This window comes from Bradyrhizobium sp. SZCCT0148 (assembly GCF_018129985.1).
GTDB classification, from domain to species: Bacteria; Pseudomonadota; Alphaproteobacteria; order Rhizobiales; family Xanthobacteraceae; genus Bradyrhizobium; species Bradyrhizobium japonicum_H.
Genome location: NZ_JAFCKT010000004.1, coordinates 42,419 through 63,063 on the forward strand (window position 1 = coordinate 42,419; position 20,645 = coordinate 63,063).

The 20,645-nt window shown below is 63.7% G+C and carries 15 protein-coding genes; 9 read left to right on the forward strand and 6 right to left on the reverse strand.

Going from position 1 to position 20,645, the window contains the following annotated elements; all coding sequences use genetic code 11:
- Positions 1-5: 5 nt before the first annotated feature.
- The 4 genes from JQ580_RS15095 to JQ580_RS15110 form a co-directional block, all read right to left on the reverse strand.
- On the reverse strand, positions 6-2,318 hold the full coding sequence (locus JQ580_RS15095; protein ID WP_212280860.1) for a TonB-dependent receptor: 2,313 nt from the start codon (positions 2,316-2,318) through the stop codon (positions 6-8).
- Complete coding sequence (locus JQ580_RS15100; protein WP_212280861.1) at positions 2,299-3,378, reverse strand: HoxN/HupN/NixA family nickel/cobalt transporter; 1,080 nt, start codon at positions 3,376-3,378, stop codon at positions 2,299-2,301. The genes JQ580_RS15095 and JQ580_RS15100 overlap by 20 nt, the downstream gene beginning before the upstream one ends.
- Positions 3,379-3,706: 328 nt before the next feature.
- The gene (locus tag JQ580_RS15105) at positions 3,707-6,037 is read right to left on the reverse strand and encodes a TonB-dependent receptor (protein WP_212280862.1); all 2,331 of its coding nucleotides are present in this window, start codon (positions 6,035-6,037) and stop codon (positions 3,707-3,709) included.
- A 384-nt stretch (positions 6,038-6,421) separates the two neighbouring features.
- Complete coding sequence (locus JQ580_RS15110; protein ID WP_212280863.1) at positions 6,422-7,447, reverse strand: Bug family tripartite tricarboxylate transporter substrate binding protein; 1,026 nt, start codon at positions 7,445-7,447, stop codon at positions 6,422-6,424.
- Between the two features lie 295 nt (positions 7,448-7,742).
- Between JQ580_RS15110 and JQ580_RS15115 the strand changes: the two genes are divergently transcribed.
- Positions 7,743-8,879, forward strand: coding sequence for a GNAT family N-acetyltransferase (locus tag JQ580_RS15115; protein ID WP_212280864.1), 1,137 nt, complete (start codon positions 7,743-7,745; stop codon positions 8,877-8,879).
- Positions 8,880-8,906: 27 nt separating this feature from the next.
- On the opposite strand, the gene JQ580_RS15120 is transcribed toward JQ580_RS15115, so the two are convergent.
- Positions 8,907-10,130, reverse strand: a complete 1,224-nt coding sequence (locus JQ580_RS15120) for an FAD-dependent oxidoreductase (protein WP_212280865.1) — start codon at positions 10,128-10,130, stop codon at positions 8,907-8,909.
- Between the two features lie 467 nt (positions 10,131-10,597).
- Between JQ580_RS15120 and JQ580_RS15125 the strand changes: the two genes are divergently transcribed.
- From JQ580_RS15125 to JQ580_RS15135, 3 genes are all read left to right on the forward strand, one after another.
- Positions 10,598-11,944, forward strand: a complete 1,347-nt coding sequence (locus JQ580_RS15125) for a lipopolysaccharide biosynthesis protein (RefSeq protein WP_212280866.1) — start codon at positions 10,598-10,600, stop codon at positions 11,942-11,944.
- 231 nt (positions 11,945-12,175) lie between these two features.
- Positions 12,176-13,351 carry a glycosyltransferase family 4 protein gene (locus tag JQ580_RS15130; RefSeq protein ID WP_212280867.1) on the forward strand — a complete coding sequence of 392 codons (1,176 nt, stop codon included), beginning with the start codon at positions 12,176-12,178 and terminating at the stop codon, positions 13,349-13,351.
- 28 nt (positions 13,352-13,379) lie between these two features.
- Complete coding sequence (locus JQ580_RS15135; RefSeq protein WP_212280868.1) at positions 13,380-14,915, forward strand: glucosamine inositolphosphorylceramide transferase family protein; 1,536 nt, start codon at positions 13,380-13,382, stop codon at positions 14,913-14,915.
- A 59-nt stretch (positions 14,916-14,974) separates the two neighbouring features.
- On the opposite strand, the gene JQ580_RS15140 is transcribed toward JQ580_RS15135, so the two are convergent.
- The gene (locus JQ580_RS15140; protein WP_212280869.1) at positions 14,975-15,898 is read right to left on the reverse strand and encodes a LysR family transcriptional regulator; all 924 of its coding nucleotides are present in this window, start codon (positions 15,896-15,898) and stop codon (positions 14,975-14,977) included.
- Positions 15,899-16,005: 107 nt separating this feature from the next.
- Between JQ580_RS15140 and JQ580_RS15145 the strand changes: the two genes are divergently transcribed.
- From JQ580_RS15145 to JQ580_RS15165, 5 genes are read left to right on the forward strand one after another with little or no spacing between them, the layout of a single operon-like run.
- A complete protein-coding gene (locus JQ580_RS15145) occupies positions 16,006-16,329 on the forward strand; it encodes a Dabb family protein (RefSeq protein ID WP_212280870.1) in 324 nt (107 codons plus the stop codon).
- The gene (locus JQ580_RS15150; protein ID WP_212280871.1) at positions 16,326-17,405 is read left to right on the forward strand and encodes a maleylacetate reductase; all 1,080 of its coding nucleotides are present in this window, start codon (positions 16,326-16,328) and stop codon (positions 17,403-17,405) included. The genes JQ580_RS15145 and JQ580_RS15150 overlap by 4 nt, the downstream gene beginning before the upstream one ends.
- A gap of 4 nt (positions 17,406-17,409) precedes the next feature.
- On the forward strand, positions 17,410-18,774 hold the full coding sequence (locus JQ580_RS15155) for an amidohydrolase family protein (RefSeq protein ID WP_212280872.1): 1,365 nt from the start codon (positions 17,410-17,412) through the stop codon (positions 18,772-18,774).
- 22 nt (positions 18,775-18,796) lie between these two features.
- The gene (locus JQ580_RS15160; RefSeq protein ID WP_212280873.1) at positions 18,797-19,699 is read left to right on the forward strand and encodes an NAD(P)-dependent oxidoreductase; all 903 of its coding nucleotides are present in this window, start codon (positions 18,797-18,799) and stop codon (positions 19,697-19,699) included.
- A gap of 16 nt (positions 19,700-19,715) precedes the next feature.
- Positions 19,716-20,600 (forward strand): intradiol ring-cleavage dioxygenase, encoded by an 885-nt coding sequence (locus JQ580_RS15165; RefSeq protein WP_212280874.1) that lies wholly within the window; start codon positions 19,716-19,718, stop codon positions 20,598-20,600.
- The last annotated feature ends 45 nt before the right edge of the window (positions 20,601-20,645 follow it).

Here is a 20,645-nt window from a genome sequence, read left to right on the forward strand (position 1 = left end):
ACCAACTAAAAACTTCCGGCGATCGTGAGCCGGAACGTCAGGGGTTCGACGGGATGCAGCACATAGTCCATCACGCCGTTCTGACAGACTGAGGCCGGCGCGGTGCCGGCTGCGCAGAGATTATAGAGCGTGTCGGTCTTGAGCAGCGAGCCATAGGCGTAGCTGATCTGATTGGCCTTCGTGTCGAGGAGGTTGAGCACGTCGAGCTGAAGGCGCCAGCCATTGTCGATGCGATAGCCGAGGCGGCCGTTGAAGATGCTGATCGCGGAGGAGCGGAATGCGTTGTCCTCCGTCAGCGGACTCGACGCCAGGTAGCGCCAGCGCAAGGTGCCGAACCAGCCGGTCTTCTCGCCGAGCGTGATGCCGGCCGATGCCACCATTGCCGGCGCGTTCGGAATGTAGTTGCCGGGTGCGTTGCCGATCTGCGCCTCCGGATAGCCGGCGAGCGAGGTATAAACCTCCGCCTGCTCGCTGTCGTAGCCGCGAAAGCGCGCATGAGTCATCGCAAGATGGGCGTCGATGTCGATCCAGGACCGCGGCCGGTAGTGATTGGTCCATTCGAAGCCGTAGCGGCGGCTGGCGCGGGTTGCCGAGGTGTCGCCGGCATCGCCGGAGAACAAAATTTCGGAGTCCTGATCCAGCATGAAGATGCTGAGCGAGCTGTCCAGCCCGGGAACGATCCTGCTGCGAACGCCGACCTCCGCACCCTTGGTGCGCACCAGGAGCGGCGACGGCGTGAGCCTCGTCGCGGGATCGCTGGGGTCTTCGGTCGTGGTCGCGCCACGGGCGTCGTTGGAGTGCATGCCATAGCCGGCGCCGACGAAGAACTCGGTCTGGTGAAACGGACCGAGCACCATCCTGAATTTCGGGCTGCCGAGCGCAGCGTCAGCACGGCCGGTATTGCTGGCATTGAACCGCGAGGTGACGTCGGCGGAATAATAGTCGCCACGCCAGCCCACCGTCGTCCTGAGCCAGTCCGTCCAGCGCACCGTGTTTTCGGCATAGACGCCGACGCTGCCCTCCCCAACCTTGTCACTGCGGATGTTGGCGAGGAAGCCGCGCTGGAAGGTGCTGGTCAGCGCGAGAGCGATTGCATCATAGCGCGACTGCAGGCCCACGGTGGTCTGCATCGGCAAGCCCGCGAACGAACCGTTCAGCGTGCGCGAAGCGTTGGCGCCTGCCATCAGGCGGTCGTCATGCTGGTGGAACTGATCGCCAAGCACGGGATCGTTGAGGAAGTAGGTGAAATTGTTGAAGAGGTCGAGCTGGCTCTTCACGACATAGGCGTTGGCTTTCCATGAGCCGAGATCGTCGCTCTGCGCGATACGGCCGGAGAGCGCGAAGCGGTTGGTGTTGCCGCCGTCGCTCGGATCTTCCGAGCCGAAGCGATCGAGAAAGCCGGAGGTGATCGCGCGCTGCGGCACCTGGTCGGTCGAATTCCATGTGTTGGAATAGGCCATGCCGGTGACGGAGACGCCGTCGGTCGCGCTGCCCTGGCTGTAGCGCACGAGGCCGTTGAGCTTGCGCACGTTGTCCGGATTGTCCCACGGGCCGTTGTAGGTCCCGACCTCGCCGGCCACCAGCAGCGCGCCGTCGCCGAGCTTTGCGGAGACCATGCCGAGCAGGCGGCGGTAGCCGAAGCTGCCCACGCTCACCTGCGCCAATCCCCTGGTGCGGTCGATCAGTCCGACATGGACGCTTCCGACCGAAGCGAAATCGCCATCGTCAGCGAAATACGGACCCTTGCGGACGTCCACTGCGGCGATGGTCTCCGGGATCAACCAATTAAGATCGGCATAGCCCTGGCCGTGCGCGTGGGTGCGCATGTTGACCGGAACGCCGTCGACGGTGATCGCGAGGTCGGTCCCATGATCGAGATTGTAGCCGCGCAGAAAATACTGGTTGCCTTTGCCTTCGCCGGAATGCTGCGTCACGACGAGACCTGGCACGGCTTCGAGCGCCTCGCCCGGCCGCGCGAAGGGGCGTGCATTGATCTCCTCGCCAGAGACGGTAATTTCGCTGGCCATGCCGGGTTGGCCTTTCGCACCCGAGGCGACGCTGCGCGCTTCCGAAGCTCGTGTCCCTGCCGAATCCAAAAAAGTGCGATGGCCGTCGGGAGACGGCTTGCCGATACGGCGCGATGCCACCGGCTTCTTGCGAGGCGTCGTCTCGCCGCCGCCGACCTCGATTGGCGGCAGCTCGCGTGAGGTGTTGCTGCCCTGCGCGAAAGCGCGGCCGTCATCCGCCAGCAGCACCAGGGTCGAGAGCGCCGTCAGGGCGCTGCCGCGACGACCGGGCTTACGCCGCTTCGGTCGCATCGGCGCATGCCAGGGCTTTCGTCGCGGCCCGGCGCCGGTCCCCCTCGAAGAGGCGACGATAAAGCACGACCGAGACGAGCCACGCGATCGCAAACAGCGCGATCACAGCGAAGCCGACATTGGCGAGCGATTCGTTGAGACCATCGACCAGCGTCCACACGCCCCCGGACAGGCCGAGCCGGTCGGCCGCCAAGCCGAGCGCTTCGATGCCGCCGATGAACAGCGCGACCACCACGGAGGCGCCGGTGATCGTGAGGTTGTACCAGAGCTTTCGCATGGGATCGACGAACGCCCATCGATAGGCGCTGACCATCAGTGCGGAGTCGGCCGTGTCGACCAGCGCCATGCCCGCCGCGAACAGCGCAGGGAAGACCAGCACGTCGGCGAGGGAGGCGCCGCGCGCGGCCTCGGTTGCGGAGATGCTGAGCAGGCCGATCTCGGTCGCCGTATCGAAGCCGAGCCCGAACAGGAAACCCAACGGATACATGTGCCAGGGCTTTGTGACCAGGCGGAACAGCGGTCCGAGCAGTCGCGCGAGGAAGCCGCGATTGGCGAGCAGCCGCTCGAGTCCCTCGGCGTCGTGCACGCCCTGCTCCCGTGCCGCGCGGAACGTCCGCCACAGGCCGGCGAAGATGACGAGATTGATGGCCGCGATCACAAGCAGGAAAACCGCCGACACCGAGGTGCCGATAAGGCCGCCGATGTCCTTGAGCAGGCTGTCGCCGCCGAGGCCCACCACGCCGAGCGCAAGCAAGAGGGTCGCGACCACGACGACGGTGGAATGGCCGAGCGCGAAATAGAGGCCGACACTGTGCGGCGCGCCATCCGCCTGCATCAATTTGCGCACGACGTTGTCGATGGCGGCGATGTGATCGGCATCGACGGCGTGCCGGAGGCCGAACACCCAGGCCAGCAGCGCAGTCGCCAGAACCGTAGGTCGGTCGCCGAACAGCGCGAAGGCCCAGGCCCATGCGGCGATGTTGGCGGCAATCAGCCCTCCGAACAGCACCGCCGTTCCGGGCTCGACCGCCCGCAAAGTCCGCCTCACCGCCTGCTCCATCCACCTGATCCCGCAGTATGACGTTTATCAAGAACCCTCATACTGGCAAGAGCAAGAGCCGCGCCAGTTTCGGTCCTGCGGACGAAAGGCACCGGAAACGGAAGTCACCTCATTGATTCAATGAAATTATTTCACTGAGGCCATCACTGGAGGGGGAGCGAGCTGCGGCGCACCGGTTGCCAAGCAACTATCCACTTTGTCGGCCAGGTCGACCGATCTGCACACGGTCGTCACCCGCATGCACGTCACCCGCATGCTGCCGCCGGCTTCTGCACGACCGCTCCCGCAATCGCGCCCGGGAGCGGTTGCTGATTTGCGACAACGGCGACTACATATCCACGGTCATCGACAGGAGATACGTCCGTGGCGCCCCCAGGAAGAACGTCCCGAACGACGCCACGCTGGACCAGTAACTCGCCCCGGTCACATTCTGGATGTTGGCGCGGAAGACCGTCTTCCTGCCGCTGATCGCCGTGGTGTAACGGGCGCCGAGATCCAGCCGCGTCCACTCCGGAATCGGTTGCTTGTTCGCGGCGTCGACGAACTGCCTGCCCGTGTAGATCACGGCTCCATTCAAGGTGAGATCCCTCATCCACGGCAGGTCCCACTCCACACCGATATTGGCCTGCACGTTCGGAACGCCGATCGGCGTATTGCCCACATTGGCCGCGACGGCTGTCTTCGTCAGGGTGCCGTCCAGCAGCGAAATGCCTCCGAGGACGCGAACATCCGGCTTGAGCTCGCCGTAGACGCTGAATTCCAGTCCGCGGACCCGTTGTTCACCCGTCGCCGCGAAACGCCCGGCGGACAGTTCGCCGCTCGCCTTCGATATCTCGAACGCGCTGAAGGTGGTTGCGATCCGGCCGAACTCCACCTTGACGCCGGCCTCGTACTGTTTTGCGACGTAGGGCTGCAGCACTTCGCCGAAATTGGATGCGTTCTGAGGAGCCACGTCGCCCCGCGCGAGGCCTTCGACATAATTGGCGTACAAGGAGACATTCTCCACGGGCCGGACGACGAGACCGACCACCGGGGTAACCGCACTCTTGTCATATGATGAGCTCAGCGTCCCGATGTTGGAGAGATAGTTGTGGGCTTCGATGCCCTGCCGCCGGACACCAAGGGTCAGAAGGACCCGCTCGTCGAGCACGGATAAAGTGTCGGCAATCGAAAGCCCCGTGAGTTCGCTGTCCGACAGCCGGGGCCGGTCGCTGATCTCGTTGGCCAACTGAGTCGGCGCGACGGTCGGATTGTAGATGTTCGAGGTGACGGGACTACCATTCGTCAGGCGCCGGTACAGTGCATCCCGATAGACCGAAGCCTGGACGGCAAGAGCATGATGGACGAAGCCTGTGTCGAAGCGGGCGCGGACTCCGCCGTCATATGTGGTTCGATCGATGCTGAGGCCGAAGTACTGGGGCGTAGAGGTCGTATCGCCGCTCGTGTTGACGATCGTTGGAAGACCGAAGAACCGTTCGACATTCGTCTTCGCACCACCGACATCCGCGAACAGAGTGACCTGATCGCTGACATCGTACTCGGTCCGCAGCAAGGCGGATTGGTCGTTGATGCGTGACCATTCCCAGGGCTGGGTCACGTTCAGCTTGCCGTCCGGCGCCTTTGGCACCTGCAGTCCGGGCGCCATCAAAAAGGGACGTGAGGGAGCGTCGAACCGATCGGTCTGCGCAATGAGATAGAGCCAGGACCTGAAGCGCTCGCCTCGATAATCCAGCGCCAGCGATCCGACACCCGTCGTCTCGGACTGGCGATCGATGGGCGTATCACCACCGCGGAGACTCCCGCTGGCACGCACGCCCCATTCCTTGCCGTCGCCGTAGCGTCTGGCAACATCCCAGTGACCGCCGAAGCGTGCGGTCGAACCGTAGCTCGCGGTCAAGCGGGTCAGATCCTCTTGCGCGCGCTTGGGCACGACATTGATGACGCCGCCAACGCCGCCGTTGGGCGCCATGCCCGAGAGCGCAGCCGACGGACCTTTCAGCACTTCGATGCGCTCGACGTAATCCGTGAGGATCCGATATGTCGGCGCGATTCCGTAAAGGCCCTCGAAGGCGAACTCACCGTTGTTGCCTTCATTGATCGGGAAGCCGCGTATGTTGAAGGAATCGACGATACCGCCCGTCGGGTGGGAGCTTCGCACGGACGGATCGAGGATCAGGGCATCGGCACCCGTTGCCGCCTGCTGATCCCGAATGAACTTGTCGGTGTAGCTCGTCGCGCTGAACGGTGACTTCATGGTGCTGGTATTGCCGAGCATTCCCAGCCGCGCGCCTTGAGCGACCTGGCCCCCCGCAAAGGCGGGGACGACACCCGACTGCGATTGCACGGCGACGGTCTGAGCTTGCGGGGCACGCCGTGAGGTCGATCGGACCCGGGCGTCGTTTCGCCTGGTCGGCGCACGGCGGGCCGATTGCTTCGCCGGCGCTTCGACGGTCACCGGAGGAAGAGAGCTGCCGCCTTGTGACGTTTGGGATCGCGCAGGCCATTCGAACCACGTGAGCACAGCCACTCCACCCAGCAGCGCCGCAGCAAACCGCGCCACCGTCCCAACCCCACCCGCACGCAGCATTCCCAGCACGTCCTTCATCAATAGCGCGCAGCCCGCCGTGAAGCGGCTCCGCGCCTGGCCAGCCACGACCATGGATCGAAGAACAGCTCTTCGTATCCGTGTTCGACCGCCACCATGTCCCGTCAATCAGTTGCTCTGCGGACGCGCATTCGCGTTTGCTGCCTTGGTCTCGGCGGCAACATTCGAATGTCAGCGGTCTGCATCGCCTTTTTAGGAAGCCGCTATCGTGGCGGCAACGCAAATGCGCGCCTTGCGGCTTAGAATGCCTCGATCATCAGCGACAGGCGAAAATGTCTGGAACGATTCAAATGCGCTGTGAATGATTCAAGACCCTTGCGGCCAGAATGCCGCAGGAAGATCAATGCTGCTTCAACGTCGCCGCAAAAATTTGTCACTGCCGATCCGGCTCGAGAGAGTTGCGACAGGACGGAGCAGCGCAAATCGGCAAAGTTCAACTCAGTCGCGCTTGAGTCCGATCGACTTGACGATGGGAGCAAGGCGGGTCAGTTCGTCCTCGACGAGGCGTTGAAATTTGTCGGGGCCTGAATCGACGTCCGGCTCCAGACCTTGCGACCGATAGCTGTCCTGCAACTGCGGATCGGCCATCGCCGTGCGGGTTGCCTTGGAGATCTGCTCCACGATCGTATCCGGGGTTGCTCGTGGGGCGAACAAGCCAAACCAGCCGGCATATCTGAGCTCCGGCATGCCGGATTCGATGACCGTCGGAATTCCCGGCGCGCCGCTCAACCGCCGTTCGCTCGTCACGGCGATCAGCCGCAGCTTGCCGGCAAGTTGTAACTGCAGGATCTGGCTCGACACCACGGCAATGACGGCAGAGATCTGGCCACTGATGAGGTCGTTGGTAGCGGAACTCATGCCCCGATAGGGCACGTGGACGAAGTCAGTTGCAAGACCGGATTGCAGCCTGAACATCTCGCCGACGAGATGATTGCCGGTGCCGACGCCCGGAGTGCCGTAAGAGAGCTTGCCCGGATTGGCTCTTGCAAAAGCGACCAGCTCCCGCAGTTCCTTCACCGGCAGCGAGGGATGAACCGCGAAGGCAAGCGTGCTCGTAATCAGGCGATAGATGGCGCGGAAGTCACGAACCGGATCGTAGGCGGGCTGCGCCGAGGACAACGGAATCATGACCTGCGTACTGCCATTGCCGAGCAGAAGCGAATAGCCGTCGGGAGCGCTCTGCGCCACCGCGGCGGAGCCGATCGCGCCGCCGGCGCCGCCGATATTCTCGACATAGATCGGGCCCAGCAGCGATGCGACCTTCTCCGCCCAGGGACGGCCGATCTGATCACCCGCGGCACCGGCCGTATAGGGAATGACCAGCCTGATGGGCCGGGAGGGATAATCGCCGGCGGCAACACAGCCGGGCCATGCAGCCAGCGCCGTGATACGCGCCGCCTTATCGAGCAGCTCTCGCCGGGACAGGAGGGATATCTTCTGCGTATTCAGCACCGTGTCGATCATACACGATTGATGGGCCTTGCAAATCCACGCACGGAGATCGCTGCCCTGCACGGTGTGAGCGGCAAGCTTGGTCAACGGCCTGTGTGCCGTCTTCGACGGCGTCTCGAGCGGTCGACAGCTCGACCGTGCGACAGCTAGAACGCTATGGGATTTAAGAATTTGGTAACGATACGGAGATGGTTGAGCGCATTAATGCAAATGGCACGCCGCCGGTGTCTCGCCCGTAACGACCCTGCTATAAAGCGTGGCCACGGCTCGATCGACTTCGCAAATTATCCGGTTTCCCTGATTGCGCATGAACAAGCTCAGCAACAATTTCGACATCGCCATCGAGCAGGCGTTCGACTTCCTGTCTCCGGAGTATGCCGAGCTGTTCGATCGCTCGGCCGCCACGGCATTTCAGCATCCGATCTGGCTGCATAGCCTCTACAACAGGCTCGCTTCGGACGCGGGTGCGACACCTCTGGTCGTCGTGGTTCGCCACCGCGCGACGGGCGCCCTTGCGATGGTGCTGCCCCTGCTCCGGATCCGGCGCGGTCCGATCCGGACCGTCGAGTTCGCCGACCTCCGCGTCTCCGACTATCTGGCGCCGGTTTGCAGCCAGACGGTGTTTTCGCAGCTGCTCGACGATGCGGACGCGTGCGCGGAGATTCGGCGCCTCATTCGACCTTTCGATCTGCTCCGCATGACCAAGCTGCCCGACGGACGGCTTCCGATCGAGACCCTCCTCGCCGCATCGCGCCGCGTCTCGATGGAAACCAATGCCTACGCGACGGTGCTGGTCGCGCCGTTCGAACAATGGCGGACGAGTGCGATCGATCGCTCCTATCAGAAGGAGCTCGCAAAGAAATATCGTCAGTTGCAGAAGAAGGGCGCGCTGAGCTTCTCATGCTGCAATGACGACACCTCCGTGCAAGAAGCCATGGATGTGATGAGGAAGCTTCGCGGTCCGCGCTTCCAGGCGCAAGGCGACGGAGATCTGCTGCAGCGTCCCGAATATTTCGGCTTCTATTCCGACGTGGCCCTTCGTGGGCTCGGCGCCTTTGTGCGCCTCTATGCCATGAAGATGGACGGCGAGGTGATCGCCGCCGTGCTCGGCCTCTGCCATCGGGACAGCTTCCTCATCATCATGAGCGCCTTCGACATTGCCGGGTACAAGAGCCAATCGCTGGGCGCGCTGATGTTCGAGCAGGTGGCGCGGGATTGTATCGAGCGTGGGGATCAGATGCTCGATTTCACCATTGGTGACGAGCCCTACAAGAAATTGTTCGGTGGACAGCCCTCTCCGATGTGGGCGATCACGAAAGCCGGCAGTACCGCAGGCGCTATCACCCTGTTCGCGCTGAAGCAGGCTCCCTGGCTGAAGCTCGCAGCCAAGCGGCTGTCGGATTTGCGGCTGCTGCCCGCGCGCACCCCAACGCCCACGCGCTGAAAGACGGCAGGCGAAAGGCCGCAGAACTCAGGCGCGCAGGACGCCGCGAACCCGTCCAATCCAGCCAGGATGCATTTGATCGACGCGGTGTGCCAGGCTGCGCCGCAGGAAGTGCAACCGGCGACGAACGTCCCAGCCGATATCGTCGCGTGACGTCAGGGCCTGGCGGAAGCGCGCCAACTTCAGCGACTGCTGATCCGCCGCGATCTTGTCGCGATCGGAATAGAACTGTGAGATCTTCTCAAGGCCCATACCGGGGGTCGCGAGCCATTTCGGCGCATATTCGGTGCACAGACGATCGACATCCACCAGCAGGCGCGCGACGCCCGTGCCGGCGGCGGGACAATTGGTCTGGAATGCATCGCCGATAAGCACGATGCCGGGTTGGAGGTGTCCCTCGACAACGGTCAAATCCATCACCCAGTTCTGAACCCGGTCGATGACACGGAAATCGCCGAGATAGGTCCGCAATCCCGGCAGCAGACGCAGGACAGTCGCCTCCGGTTCGCGACGCAGCTCGCGCATGATCGGATCAGTCGGGTCGCGGAACATGAAGAGATTGGCTCGCATGCCAGCGCGTGCCGGAAACAGGCTGAGATAGTCGATGCCGTCGGCCGTGCGCTCGCCGTAGCAGGTCAGCGCTTCGAAATCGAAGGGGCGACCATCCTGACGGGCAATCGTGAAACCGAACGACACCGAATGGCGCTCGGCCAGAATCCGCCGCTTGATACCGAGTTTATAGCCCAGAGCCGCTGCCATGCCCGTGGCGAGAACGACGAGGCGCGCGGTCACGCGCCGTCCGGAGGCCAGCTCGAGATGCTGGACGTCGCCGCCACCACTGATCGCGGTCACCTCGTCGACGACCAGGCTGGAGGACGCGGGTATCTGGCTGCGCGCCATGGCAACGAGATCGGCATAGGAAAATCCATAAGCCTGGCCGACGCTGACATCGACCACCTTGCCTTCCCGAATGTTGAGCACCTGATCATACCGGCAAGCGACATCCTCGAGCGCGCTGAAGAAGCCCAGCTTGCGCAACAACTCAAGTTGATGGCCGCCGATCTTCTCGACCCGGAATTCGTCCGGATGGCCGGCGCGCTTTTCGATCAGGACGATGCGGTGCCCTGCCCGCGCCAGCACGGCCGCCGCAAGCGACCCTGCAAGGCCGCCACCGACGATTGCGACGTCCGCAATGGTCGTCGAAGTACCAGCTGTGTCGATCGGCTCGGTCACAGTTCCATCCGCCGTCATGATCCAGGCTCCCACGTTCAACCAAAGTCGCACGTGCAATTCTCCGGCCTGATGTCGCATCGCAGGACCGAACGCGATCATTTCTCGGTATCGAGGTTAATGAAGCTGAGAGCCTGCTGCGCCGATGATATCCGGCATGCCTCTTGCTCGGGATTCTCGGCAATGTCTGGCTTCCGTCAGTTCTGCGGTCGACGCCGGCGAGCCAATTCGCATTGAAGCGGCTGATCACGCCTGCCCCGGCCGTCGATCGCTCGCTATTCCGGCAATCGGCCTCAGCGGGGCCTCGCTCTATTTGGGACAATGGGGACGGTCATGTTCCACAGTGAGCCAACCGGCGTCATCGCGATGTCGACGCCGCAGGCGATATTCTTGATGACCCGCATTAACACTCGTGATTTTTCGGCATGCTAGGTTGTCACCGGTATCGGAACATGTCTCTTCAGGAGAGAGCAGCTCCTTAGACTTCAATGATCAAATCCCTCCTCCAGCTCATGCGGCGTGACGTCACGCGCGGTGTCGTCGGGACCATCCTGCTCAAGGTTGGAAGCGGCGCGCTGGCGTTTGCCGTGTTCTCGCTGGCGGCACGAACGATGTCGCCCGACGGTTTCGGCATCTTTGCGACCTGGCTTTCGGTCGCCCAGATCGCCGCCGTCGTCGGACTGGTCGGTCAGGAATCGCTGCTGGTGCGTTTCCTGAACGAGTATCAGGTCGGCGACAGGCCGGACCTCATCAAAGGCCTCCTCCAATCGAGCATCAAGATCACTTCCGCTGCCATGCTGGTCGTCATCCTCGGCATGGCCATCGTGGCCAGCCTGAGAGGCGACTGGTGGGTGCTCATCCTTGCCGTGGCGGCCTATACGGCCGTGAACGCAGGCGTGATGCTCGGCAGTCAGGTCGCCCGCTCGCTGGTGAGCATTCTCATGGGCGAGGGAAATCGCGAGTTCTTCTGGCGGGTCATCGTCGTTCTCTTCCTGCTCGCCATGCTGCTCGGTCATCGGCTACTCGATCCCGCCGAGTTGTTCGCGGTCATGACCATTGCCATGTCGGCCGGCCTGGCTGCGCAGATCATCTCGATCGCGCGCGCGCTGCCTGATTTGCGCGGCACGCCGGCGCACGCCGAGACGTCCCGCTGGCGCTCGAGCTCGCTTCACTTCTGGCTCGCATCCATCCTCGAGGCCGCCAACCAGTATTTCGACGTCATTCTGGTGTACTGGATGCTGGATCCCGTGACCGCCGGCATTTACTTCGCCGCATCGCGTCTCGCAAACATCTTCGCCATGCTGTCTGCGGCGCTATACACGTTCGGGGCGCGCCGGCTTCCGTCGCTGTATTTCAGCAAGAACCACCAGGAGTTCGGACGAACCCTGCGACTGATGGCGGAGGTGACCGCGCTATGCGTGGCCGCCGGGCTCGCCACGATTTGGATCGGCGGTCCCTATCTCCTCAACCTGTTCGGACCTCATTTCGCCACGCAGCACTCGGTCTTGATCGTGCTTGCAATCGGGACGGCCATCCAGGCCGCAGGCGGTCCGTCCGCGGCGATCCTGCAACTGACCGGCCATGAACGCATCTATGTTCCCGTCGTTGCCGCCAACGTCGCGTTGCGTCTCGTGGGGTTTCTCATCCTCATTCCCTGGCTCGGCCTGCTGGGCGCCGCGATTTCGGCCACCGTGTCGCTGGCGCTTGCGACCATTGCCCTGAATGTCCTCTGCCGCCGGCGAACAGGGGTGGATCCTTCGATCCTCGTGCTGTTGCGCGTCTCCGCCTGGAAACGCGGCAATTATGCAGTGCGCAGCGCCGACTCCAGCGACTAGACGTCAGTCACACCGACCCGCGGCGGCTCGCGATCACGCGCGGGCCGGATCGGTTGGTTAACGTGCTCGCTCGCCGCATCCGGCATGCCGGTGAAACGGCTGCGGGAACGATGTCGACGGCCGAGCCTGGCATTAACTCCGTTTGTCGCTAGTCGGTGTCCACGTGCAGCCCGCATGATAGGTACGGGGTTAAGAAGGTGAAGATTTCGTTTCTCTAGCGGGTCGGGATCCGTGCTCCACTATCAGCCGAACAAGGAATTGGGCGAGACAACCGCGACGGCACCCGCGCGGTCGAGCGGCAGCGCACGAAAGCTGCACGTGCTGCTCGCCCAGACCCAGGCCGAGAACGCCGGGGCGCAGGAGATTTCCAGGCTGCTCGGCGCCGGGCTGACCGCGCGCGGCTATCGCGTCACCAACCTCTTCTTCTTCCGCAAATCGGATTCTTTCGACGAGCCGCCCGATACGCTCTATTGCGCGCCGAGCCGTCCCGGCAATCCGGTGGCCCTGCTGCGGATGCTGTGGACGCTCGGCCGCCATATCAGCAGCATCAAGCCGGACGCCGTCCTGACCTTTCAGCATTTCGGCAACGTCATCGGCGGCGGCGTGACACGTCTGGTCAGCCGCGCGCCTGTCGTCGCCAACCAGGTTTCATCCGCATTGTCGATGAGCTGGCCGGTTCGCACGGCCGACATCGTGATGGGCAGCGTCGGCTTCTTCGACCGCATCACGCTCAATTCGCAGGACATGGAGCGCGAATATTCGCGCTACCCCGCAGCCTACCGGTCGCGCATGGTGCATGTCCCGCACGGCTTCGACGACAAGGCCCTTACCCTGTCGAAGGAAGCTGCGCGAGAAAAGTTCAACCTGCCGCCGGACCGCATATTGCTCGGCTGCGCAGCACGGCTGCATCCCCACAAGCGTCTCGATCTGGCGATACGGCTGTTGCCGGACCAACCGTCCTGGCATCTCGCGCTCGCCGGCCAGGGCGCCGACGAGGCCCGGCTGAAGCTGCTGGCGAGCGAATTGAAAGTGTCGGACAGGCTGCATCTGCTCGGAGAAATTCCCCCCAGCCGGATGGCGGACTTTCTCGCCGGCCTGGACGTGTTCGTGTTCCCGACACAGGCCGAGACCTTCGGTCTGGCCGCGGTCGAGGCTGCGAACGCCGGTGTGCCCTCCGTCGTCACCGATCTTCCCGTCTTGCGCGAAGTGCTGTCATACGACGGAAAGCCGACGGCTTTGTTCGTCGACGCCTCCGATCATGCAAAGCTCTCTGCAGTCGTCTCCACGCTGCTGACGGACCAACATTTGCGCGACGAACTGCGACAAAACGCCAAAGGCCTGCGGCTGCGCTATTCGGTAGATGCCATGGTGGAGGAATACATCCGAATACTCGGCGAGGTCATTTGACCTAATACCTGGAATAGATTGGCTCGACATGATCATCGAGTTTCGCTGTGAACGTGAGCATCCCCGGCGATGGATGAGCCGCGACACGCTGTTGATCGACGGCCGGGGCGTTCCGGTTCAAATCGCGTGGACGGCGACTGCAGAGCCGCGCCCCGCGGGCCTCGACGCCCTGTTCGAGCTGGAACGCGTGGTGTTGCACAAAGGCAAACACAGCGGCGCCAACAGACTGCACATCGTTTCGGAATCAACGCGAGGTCGGACCCGGACCGCCGACGTGATCGTCGACTTCACCAATGGTGCGCGCGATCCCAACAGCCCCGCAAAGCTCTATCTCCGTCCGCTGTTCAACGGAGTTGCCGGCGAGAATGCCGCCCTCGCCGCCATTCTTGCCGGTGACCTGCCGGTGATCGACATCGTCAACGAGGTCGACGGTTCGCTCGTCGATAGCGGCCATCCATCCGGCGAAATTGCCGCCGGCTTGAGCGGTGCGCTCGAAACCGTCATGGCGCGAACCCTCACGATGGTTGCGGCAATCCTGTCGGGACGGCCGCGCATTGTGCCGCAGCTGGCGCGTTCCATCGCGAACGGCGCGGGCCGACGAGCCTCAGCCTATGTCACGCGCGGCCTTGCTGTCTCCATCGCCAAGGAAATCTATCGCCTCTGCTGCTACGCCCCGCATTGGCATGTCGGCTGGCGCTTCAACGACGGCGCAGGCGTCTGGCAGACCGGCGACCTGTCCGGGCCGCGCTGGAACGTCCTTGGTGATCCCGGCAATCACTTCTATGCCGACCCCTTTCCCATTACATGGCAGGGACGCACCTTCATCTTCTTCGAAGATCTCGATCACCGTATCGGTAAAGGCATCATTTCCGCCATCGAGTTCAACAACGCCGGCCCAATGGGAAAAGTGGTGCCCGTGCTGGACGAGCCTTGGCACCTCTCCTATCCCTTTCTGATCGAAGACGGCGGCGAGTTGTGGATGATCCCGGAGAGTTCGACCCATGGGGACGTCGCGCTCTACAAATGCGTTCAGTTTCCGGACAAATGGGAGCGGCATGCGACGCTGCTGTCGGGCCTCGAACTTGCGGACGTGACGATCACGCGGCACAACGGCCTGTATTATCTGTTCGGCGCCTGGCGCGATGGGACCGGCGGTTATTCGGATTCGCTGGCGATCTATTACGCCGAGCATCTCCTGGGTCCCTGGGTGCCCCATGCCAGCAACCCGGTGCTGATCGACCGGGCCAGCACGCGGCCGGCGGGGAATCTGATCACCATGAACGGCAAACTATGGCGACCGGTGCAGGACTGTAACGATGGCTACGGCGCGGCGCTCGCGCTGGCGGAAGTGGTCGAATTGTCGCCGACGACGTTCAAGCAGATCGTCCGCCACACGCTGAAGCCCGGACCGCTATGGCCCGGCAGAAAGCTGCATACCCTCAACCGCTACGGCCGGCTCGAGGTGATCGACGGCTCCCGCGTGCAGCCCAAGATGCGCGCCATCGCGAGCAGATTTCCATCGGCGATTTCATCTGCGCAACCGAGCCCGCGTTCGGCGCTTTGAGCTGCGGCCCTGCCCGTCTGGCTCGTCCGCCGCAATCGATACCCCTGAGCTTCTCCCGCTCACTTCGCCGCGTCGATCCAGATTCCCGGCTCCGAATGCTCGCGGATGTGGCTGACCAGGGAGTCGGAAAACACCCTGATCTTGGCGGGCAGGCCCGCGCGGTTCTGATAGGCGATATTCATGGTGAGGAGCGGCAACTCCCAGTCCATCAGCACCGGAACGAGACGGCCGGCCGCAATGTCGCTCTGCACGATGTAGAGCGGCTGGATGAGGATGCCGAGACCCGCCAGCGCTGCGCCTCGGATGACCTGGCCGTCGTTGCTGTCGAGCGTCGGCGTGATGCGGACGGTCTGCGTCATGCTGCCCCGGCTCAGCCGCAGCGAATAGGGATCGTTGGCGAGATTGTAGACCAGCATGTTGTGGCGGGCGAGATCGGCAGGGTGCTCCGGACGGCCATGCTTCTCCAGATAGGACGGAGCGGCCGCGAGCACGCGATGCATCTGGCCGATGCGGCGGACGATGATGTTCGAATCCGGCTCCTGCTCGCGCGTGCGGATCGCAACGTCGATGCCGGCCTCGATGAAATCAGGGTAGCGGTTGGCAGTCGTGATCTGCATGTTGAGCTTTGGATAGCGCGCGCGGAAAGCCGGCAGCATCGGCGCGAGATAGATCACCGCAAAGGACAGCGAACTCGTGACGCGCAGCGTACCCTGCGGTGACAGCGCGCGATCGCTGACGATGTCCTCGGCTTCGGCCAACTCGCTCAGCACGGGGCCGCAGCGGTTCAGAAGTTCCTGCCCGGCTTCCGTCAACCACAGCCGGCGGGTGTTGCGCTCGATCAGGCGGACCGCGAGGCGCTCCTCGAGCGCGCTGAGGGTGCGGCTCGCAGCCGCATTCGACATCCTCAAGGCTTCGGCTGCCTTGGACAGGCTGCCGAGCTCGGCCGTCTTGGCGAAGACCTCCAGTTGCAGCAACCGATCCATATTTCCACTTTCTGGAAAAGAGACTTGCGATTATTGACCTTTATTTCCGTATCTCGCAAGTCAAAATGGCCGCAACAAAGCAAGACAGTAGGCGAGGAAATCAGGAAATGTCGGGCCCGATCAGGCACATCGTGATGTGGCGGCTGCGCGGGGAGACCCCTGAGGAGCGTGCCGCTGCCCGAACCAAGGTCAAGACCCTGTTCGAGGGCCTGAAGGGCCGGATCGACGGCCTCACCCATATCGAAGTCGGCGTCGACGTCAGCGAGGTCGATTATGCCTGCGACGTGGTGTTGTTCTCCGAATTTGCCGACCAGGCCGCGCTTTCGGCCTACGCAACTCATCCTGAGCATTTGCGCGTCCGCGAAGCATTGGGCGACTTGCGGATCGGACGCTTCCAGGTCGATTATCCCATCAAAGAGACCGGCGCATGATCGGTTCGTTCACCTTTGAAAACCTGCCCTGCCGCGTCGTGTTCGGCAGCGGAACGCTTGGCTCTGCCAGGGCCGAGGTGGAACGGCTGGGCGGCAAGCGCGCGCTGGTGCTGACGACGCCGCAGCAGGAAGCGCAGGGCAAGAGCCTCGGTTCCGCGCTCGGCCCGCTCTATGCCGGCATCTTTGCCAACGCCACCATGCACACGCCGGTCGATGTCACGGAGCGCGCGCTCGCGGCGATGAAAGCATGCGAGGCCGACTGCGTCGTCTCGCTCGGCGGCGGTTCGACGACTGGCCTCGGCAAGGCGCTCGCCTTGCGCACCGGCATCAACCAGCTCTGTATCCCAACCACCTATGCCGGCTCGGAGATGACGCCGATCGTCGGCCAGACCGAGAACGGCCTGAAGACCACGGTGCGCGATGCCGCGATCCTCCCCGAGACGGTGATCTACGATGTCGACCTCACCTTGACGTTGCCGGCAAGTCTGGCCGCAACATCGGGCATCAATGCCATCGCCCACGCAGTCGAAGCGCTTTATGCGCGCGACTCCAATCCCGTCACGTCGCTGATGGCGGAAGAAGGCATCCGCGCGCTCGCCCGCGCCCTGCCCGCCATTGCCGCCCAAACCGACGACCGCGAGGCCCGCACCGAAGCGCTCTATGGCGCCTGGCTGTGCGGTGTCTGCCTCGGCACCGTCGGCATGGCGCTGCATCACAAGCTCTGCCACACGCTCGGGGGAACCTTTGACCTGCCGCACGCCGAGACGCACACCATCGTGCTGCCGCACGCGCTGGCCTACAACGCGCCGGCGGTGCCCGACGCGATGGCGCGAATCTCCCGTGCGATCGGCGCGGCCGATGCATCGCAGGGACTTTTCGAGCTTGCGAAGCGGCTGGGTGCGAAGACGGCGCTGCGCGATATCGGCATGCCCGAGGGCGGCATCGACAAGGCGGCTGATCTTGCCGTCACCAACGCTTACTGGAATCCGCGCCCGCTCGAGCGCGGCGCCATCCGCGACCTGATCGCGCGCGCCTGGGCCGGCGAGCCCCCGGCCTTCAACAAAGCGGCGGCCTGAAACGATGCGGCGTACGCTGATCAAATCCGCCACCGTCATCACCATGGATGACGCGATCGGTGACCTCGGCACCGGCGATGTGCTGATTGAGGGCAGCCGCATCGTCGATGTGCGTCCATCGATCGACGTCGCCGCCGACACGGAGATCGTCGACGGCAAAGGCCGTATCGTCATTCCCGGCCTGATCAACGCGCACATGCACACCTGGCAGACCGGCCTGCGCGGCTTTGCCGCGAACTGGACGCTGCTGGAGTATTTCCGCCGCATGCATGCAGGGCTCGCGACCGTGTTCCGGCCCGACGACATCCATATTGCCACGCTGGTCGGCGCGCTGAACCAGATCAATTGCGGCACCACCACGCTGGTCGATTGGTGCCACAACAATCCGACGCCGGAACACACCGACGCCGCGGTGCGCGGCCTGATCGAGAGCGGCATCCGCGCCGCCTTTTTCCACGGCTCGCCCAAGCCGGAGCCGAAGCCGGGCGAGCCCCATTTCTCGGAAGTGCCGCACCCGCGCCACGAGATCGAACGGCTGCTGGCGGGTGCCCTCGCCGACCGCGACGGTCTCGTTACGCTCGGCCTTGCAATTCTCGGCCCGCATTATTCGACACTCGACGTCGCCATGCACGATTTCCGGCTGGCGCGCGAACTGAACTTGATCGCATCAATGCATCAGGGCGGCGGCCCGGCCAAGACGCCGGGTGGCTGGGAGAAGCTGATCGAGGCCGGGCTCGTCGGCACCGGCATCAACATCGTCCATGGCAACGATCTGCCCGACGATCTGCTCGACCGCATGGTCCATCTCGGCGTGTCCTTCTCGGTCACGCCGGAGAACGAAATGATCCAAGGTCACGGCTTTCCGATCACCGGGCGGCTGCTCAAGCGCGGAGTGCGGCCGACGATCGGCATTGATCTGGAGTCCGTGCTGGCCGGCGACCTCCTGACCGTCGCGCGCGTCGCGCTCGCGACACAGCGGGCGTTCGACAATGCGGAGGCGCGCAAGACCACCGGCACCATTCCCGCGACCACCACGATCCCCGTTCGCGAAGCACTGCGCTGGATCACGACGGAAGGCGCCCGCATGCTCGGCCGCGAGGACCAGATCGGATCGCTGACCCCGGGCAAGCTCGCCGACCTCGTCGTTATCAATGCCTCCGACCTCAACCTCGTCCCGGTGCATGACCCCGTCGCGACCGTCGTGATGCAGACGAGCCTTGCCAATATCGAGGCCGTGATGATCGGCGGCCTCTGGAAAAAGCGAAACGGACAACTTCTGGTCGAGGGACTGGAGGCGAAGATGGAATTGCTGGTGCAATCGGGCCGGCGTCTGGTGCAGGACATCGAACGACAGGGACGCGCCGCCTGAGGGGCGCCAACGGACACCAACAATGACAGATACTTCGAAGAACATCGCTTTCATCGGGATCGGCAAGATGGGCTTGCCGATGTCGGTGCTCGTCGCCAAGGCCGGTTACGCCGTCACCGCGTTCGACCAAAGCGCGGCGCGGATCAACGAGGCACGCGGGCAAGGCGTTCTGATCGCGGCGTCGCCAGTTGAGGCCGTGAGCGGCAAGGCCGCTGTCATCACCTCGCTGCCGGACGACATCGCGTTGCGCGGCGCGCTGCTCGGCCCTACCGGCCTCATGGCGGCCATGGCACCAGGAACCGTTCTGATCGAGACCAGCACCGTCAGCGTCGAAGCGTCCACTGAGGTTGCGGCCGCCGCGCAGGCGCGCGGCATTCCCTATCTGCGCTCGCCGGTCTCCGGCAACGCCAGCATCGTGCATACCGGCGCCTTGACCTGCTTCGTCTCGGGGCCGAAAGACGCCTTCGAAAACGCAAAGACGCTGTTTGCGGCCTTCACCCGCGCGCAGACCTATCTCGGTCCGGCCGAGGAAGCACGCTACGCAAAGCTCTCGGTCAATCTGATGATCGCGGTGTCGGCGGCGATGATGGCCGAGAGCCTGGCGCTGGCGCGCAAGGGCGGCATCGCCTGGCAGGACATTCTGAAAGTGCTCGACGACAGCGCGGTGGCCTCGCCCATGGTCAAGTACAAGACCGCGCCTCTGCGCAACCGCGACTTCGAGTCCACTTTCTCCTGCAAGCAGATGGCCAAGGATCTCGACCTCATCCTCGGCGCCGGCCACGCCGTCGGCGTCCCGCTTCAGCTCGCCGCTCAGGTGCGCGAGACCTACGGCTCCCTGGTCGCGCAAGGCGACGGCGACGCAGACTTCATCGCGACGGTCAAGCACCTGGAACGGCTGTCCGGGCTCGGCGAGCCCAAACTCTGATCGGCGGAAGGCACAGATGCGTAATTTCAACGAGACCACGATCACCGACGCGGTGCTGGAGCGGATCAAGGATGCCAGCGATCCGCGCATCAAGCAGATCAGCGAAGCGTTGGTGCGCCACCTCCATGCCTTCGTCCGCGAGATCCGCCCGACCCAGAAGGAATGGGAGTTCGGCATCGACTTCCTGACGCGCACCGGGCACATGTGCGACGACAAGCGACAGGAGTTCATCCTGCTGTCGGATACGCTCGGCGTCTCCATGCTGGTCGATGCGATCAACCATCCCGTGCCGGAGGGCGCGACCGAGACCACGGTGCTTGGCCCGTTCTTCGTCCAGGCTGCTCCTGAGAAGGACAACGGCGCGGATATTTCGGGCCCGATGGAGGGCGATCCCATGCTGGTCACCGGCTCGGTCTCGGCGGTCGACGGCAAGCCGCTCGTGGGTGCCATCGTGGATGTCTGGCACTCCGACGATGACGGCTACTATGACGTGCAGCAGCTCGACCAGATCGGCGATCTCGCCATGCGCGCGCGCTTCCACACCGACGCCAACGGCAAATTCCATTTCTGGTCGATCAAGCCGGCCGCCTACCCCGTTCCACACGACGGCCCGGTCGGCGAGATGCTGGAGGCGCAGGGCCGCCACCCCTGGCGTCCGGCGCATGTGCATTTCATGATCTCCGCGCCCGGCTTCGAGCAGTTGGTGACCCACGTGTTCGTCGCAGGAGACCAATATCTCGACTCGGACGTGGTGTTCGGCGTCAAGGACAGCCTGATCCGCGAATTCGCCAGGCATCCGGCCGGCCGTGCGCCGGATGGTCGCATGGTGGACACCGAATATTTCCATCTCAACTATGATTTCGGCCTCAAGCAGGTCGCGAGCAACGCAAGAGCCGCTTAGGATCAGACGGCGACGGACCGGCAAGAGTCCGCCAACAGGGAGCAG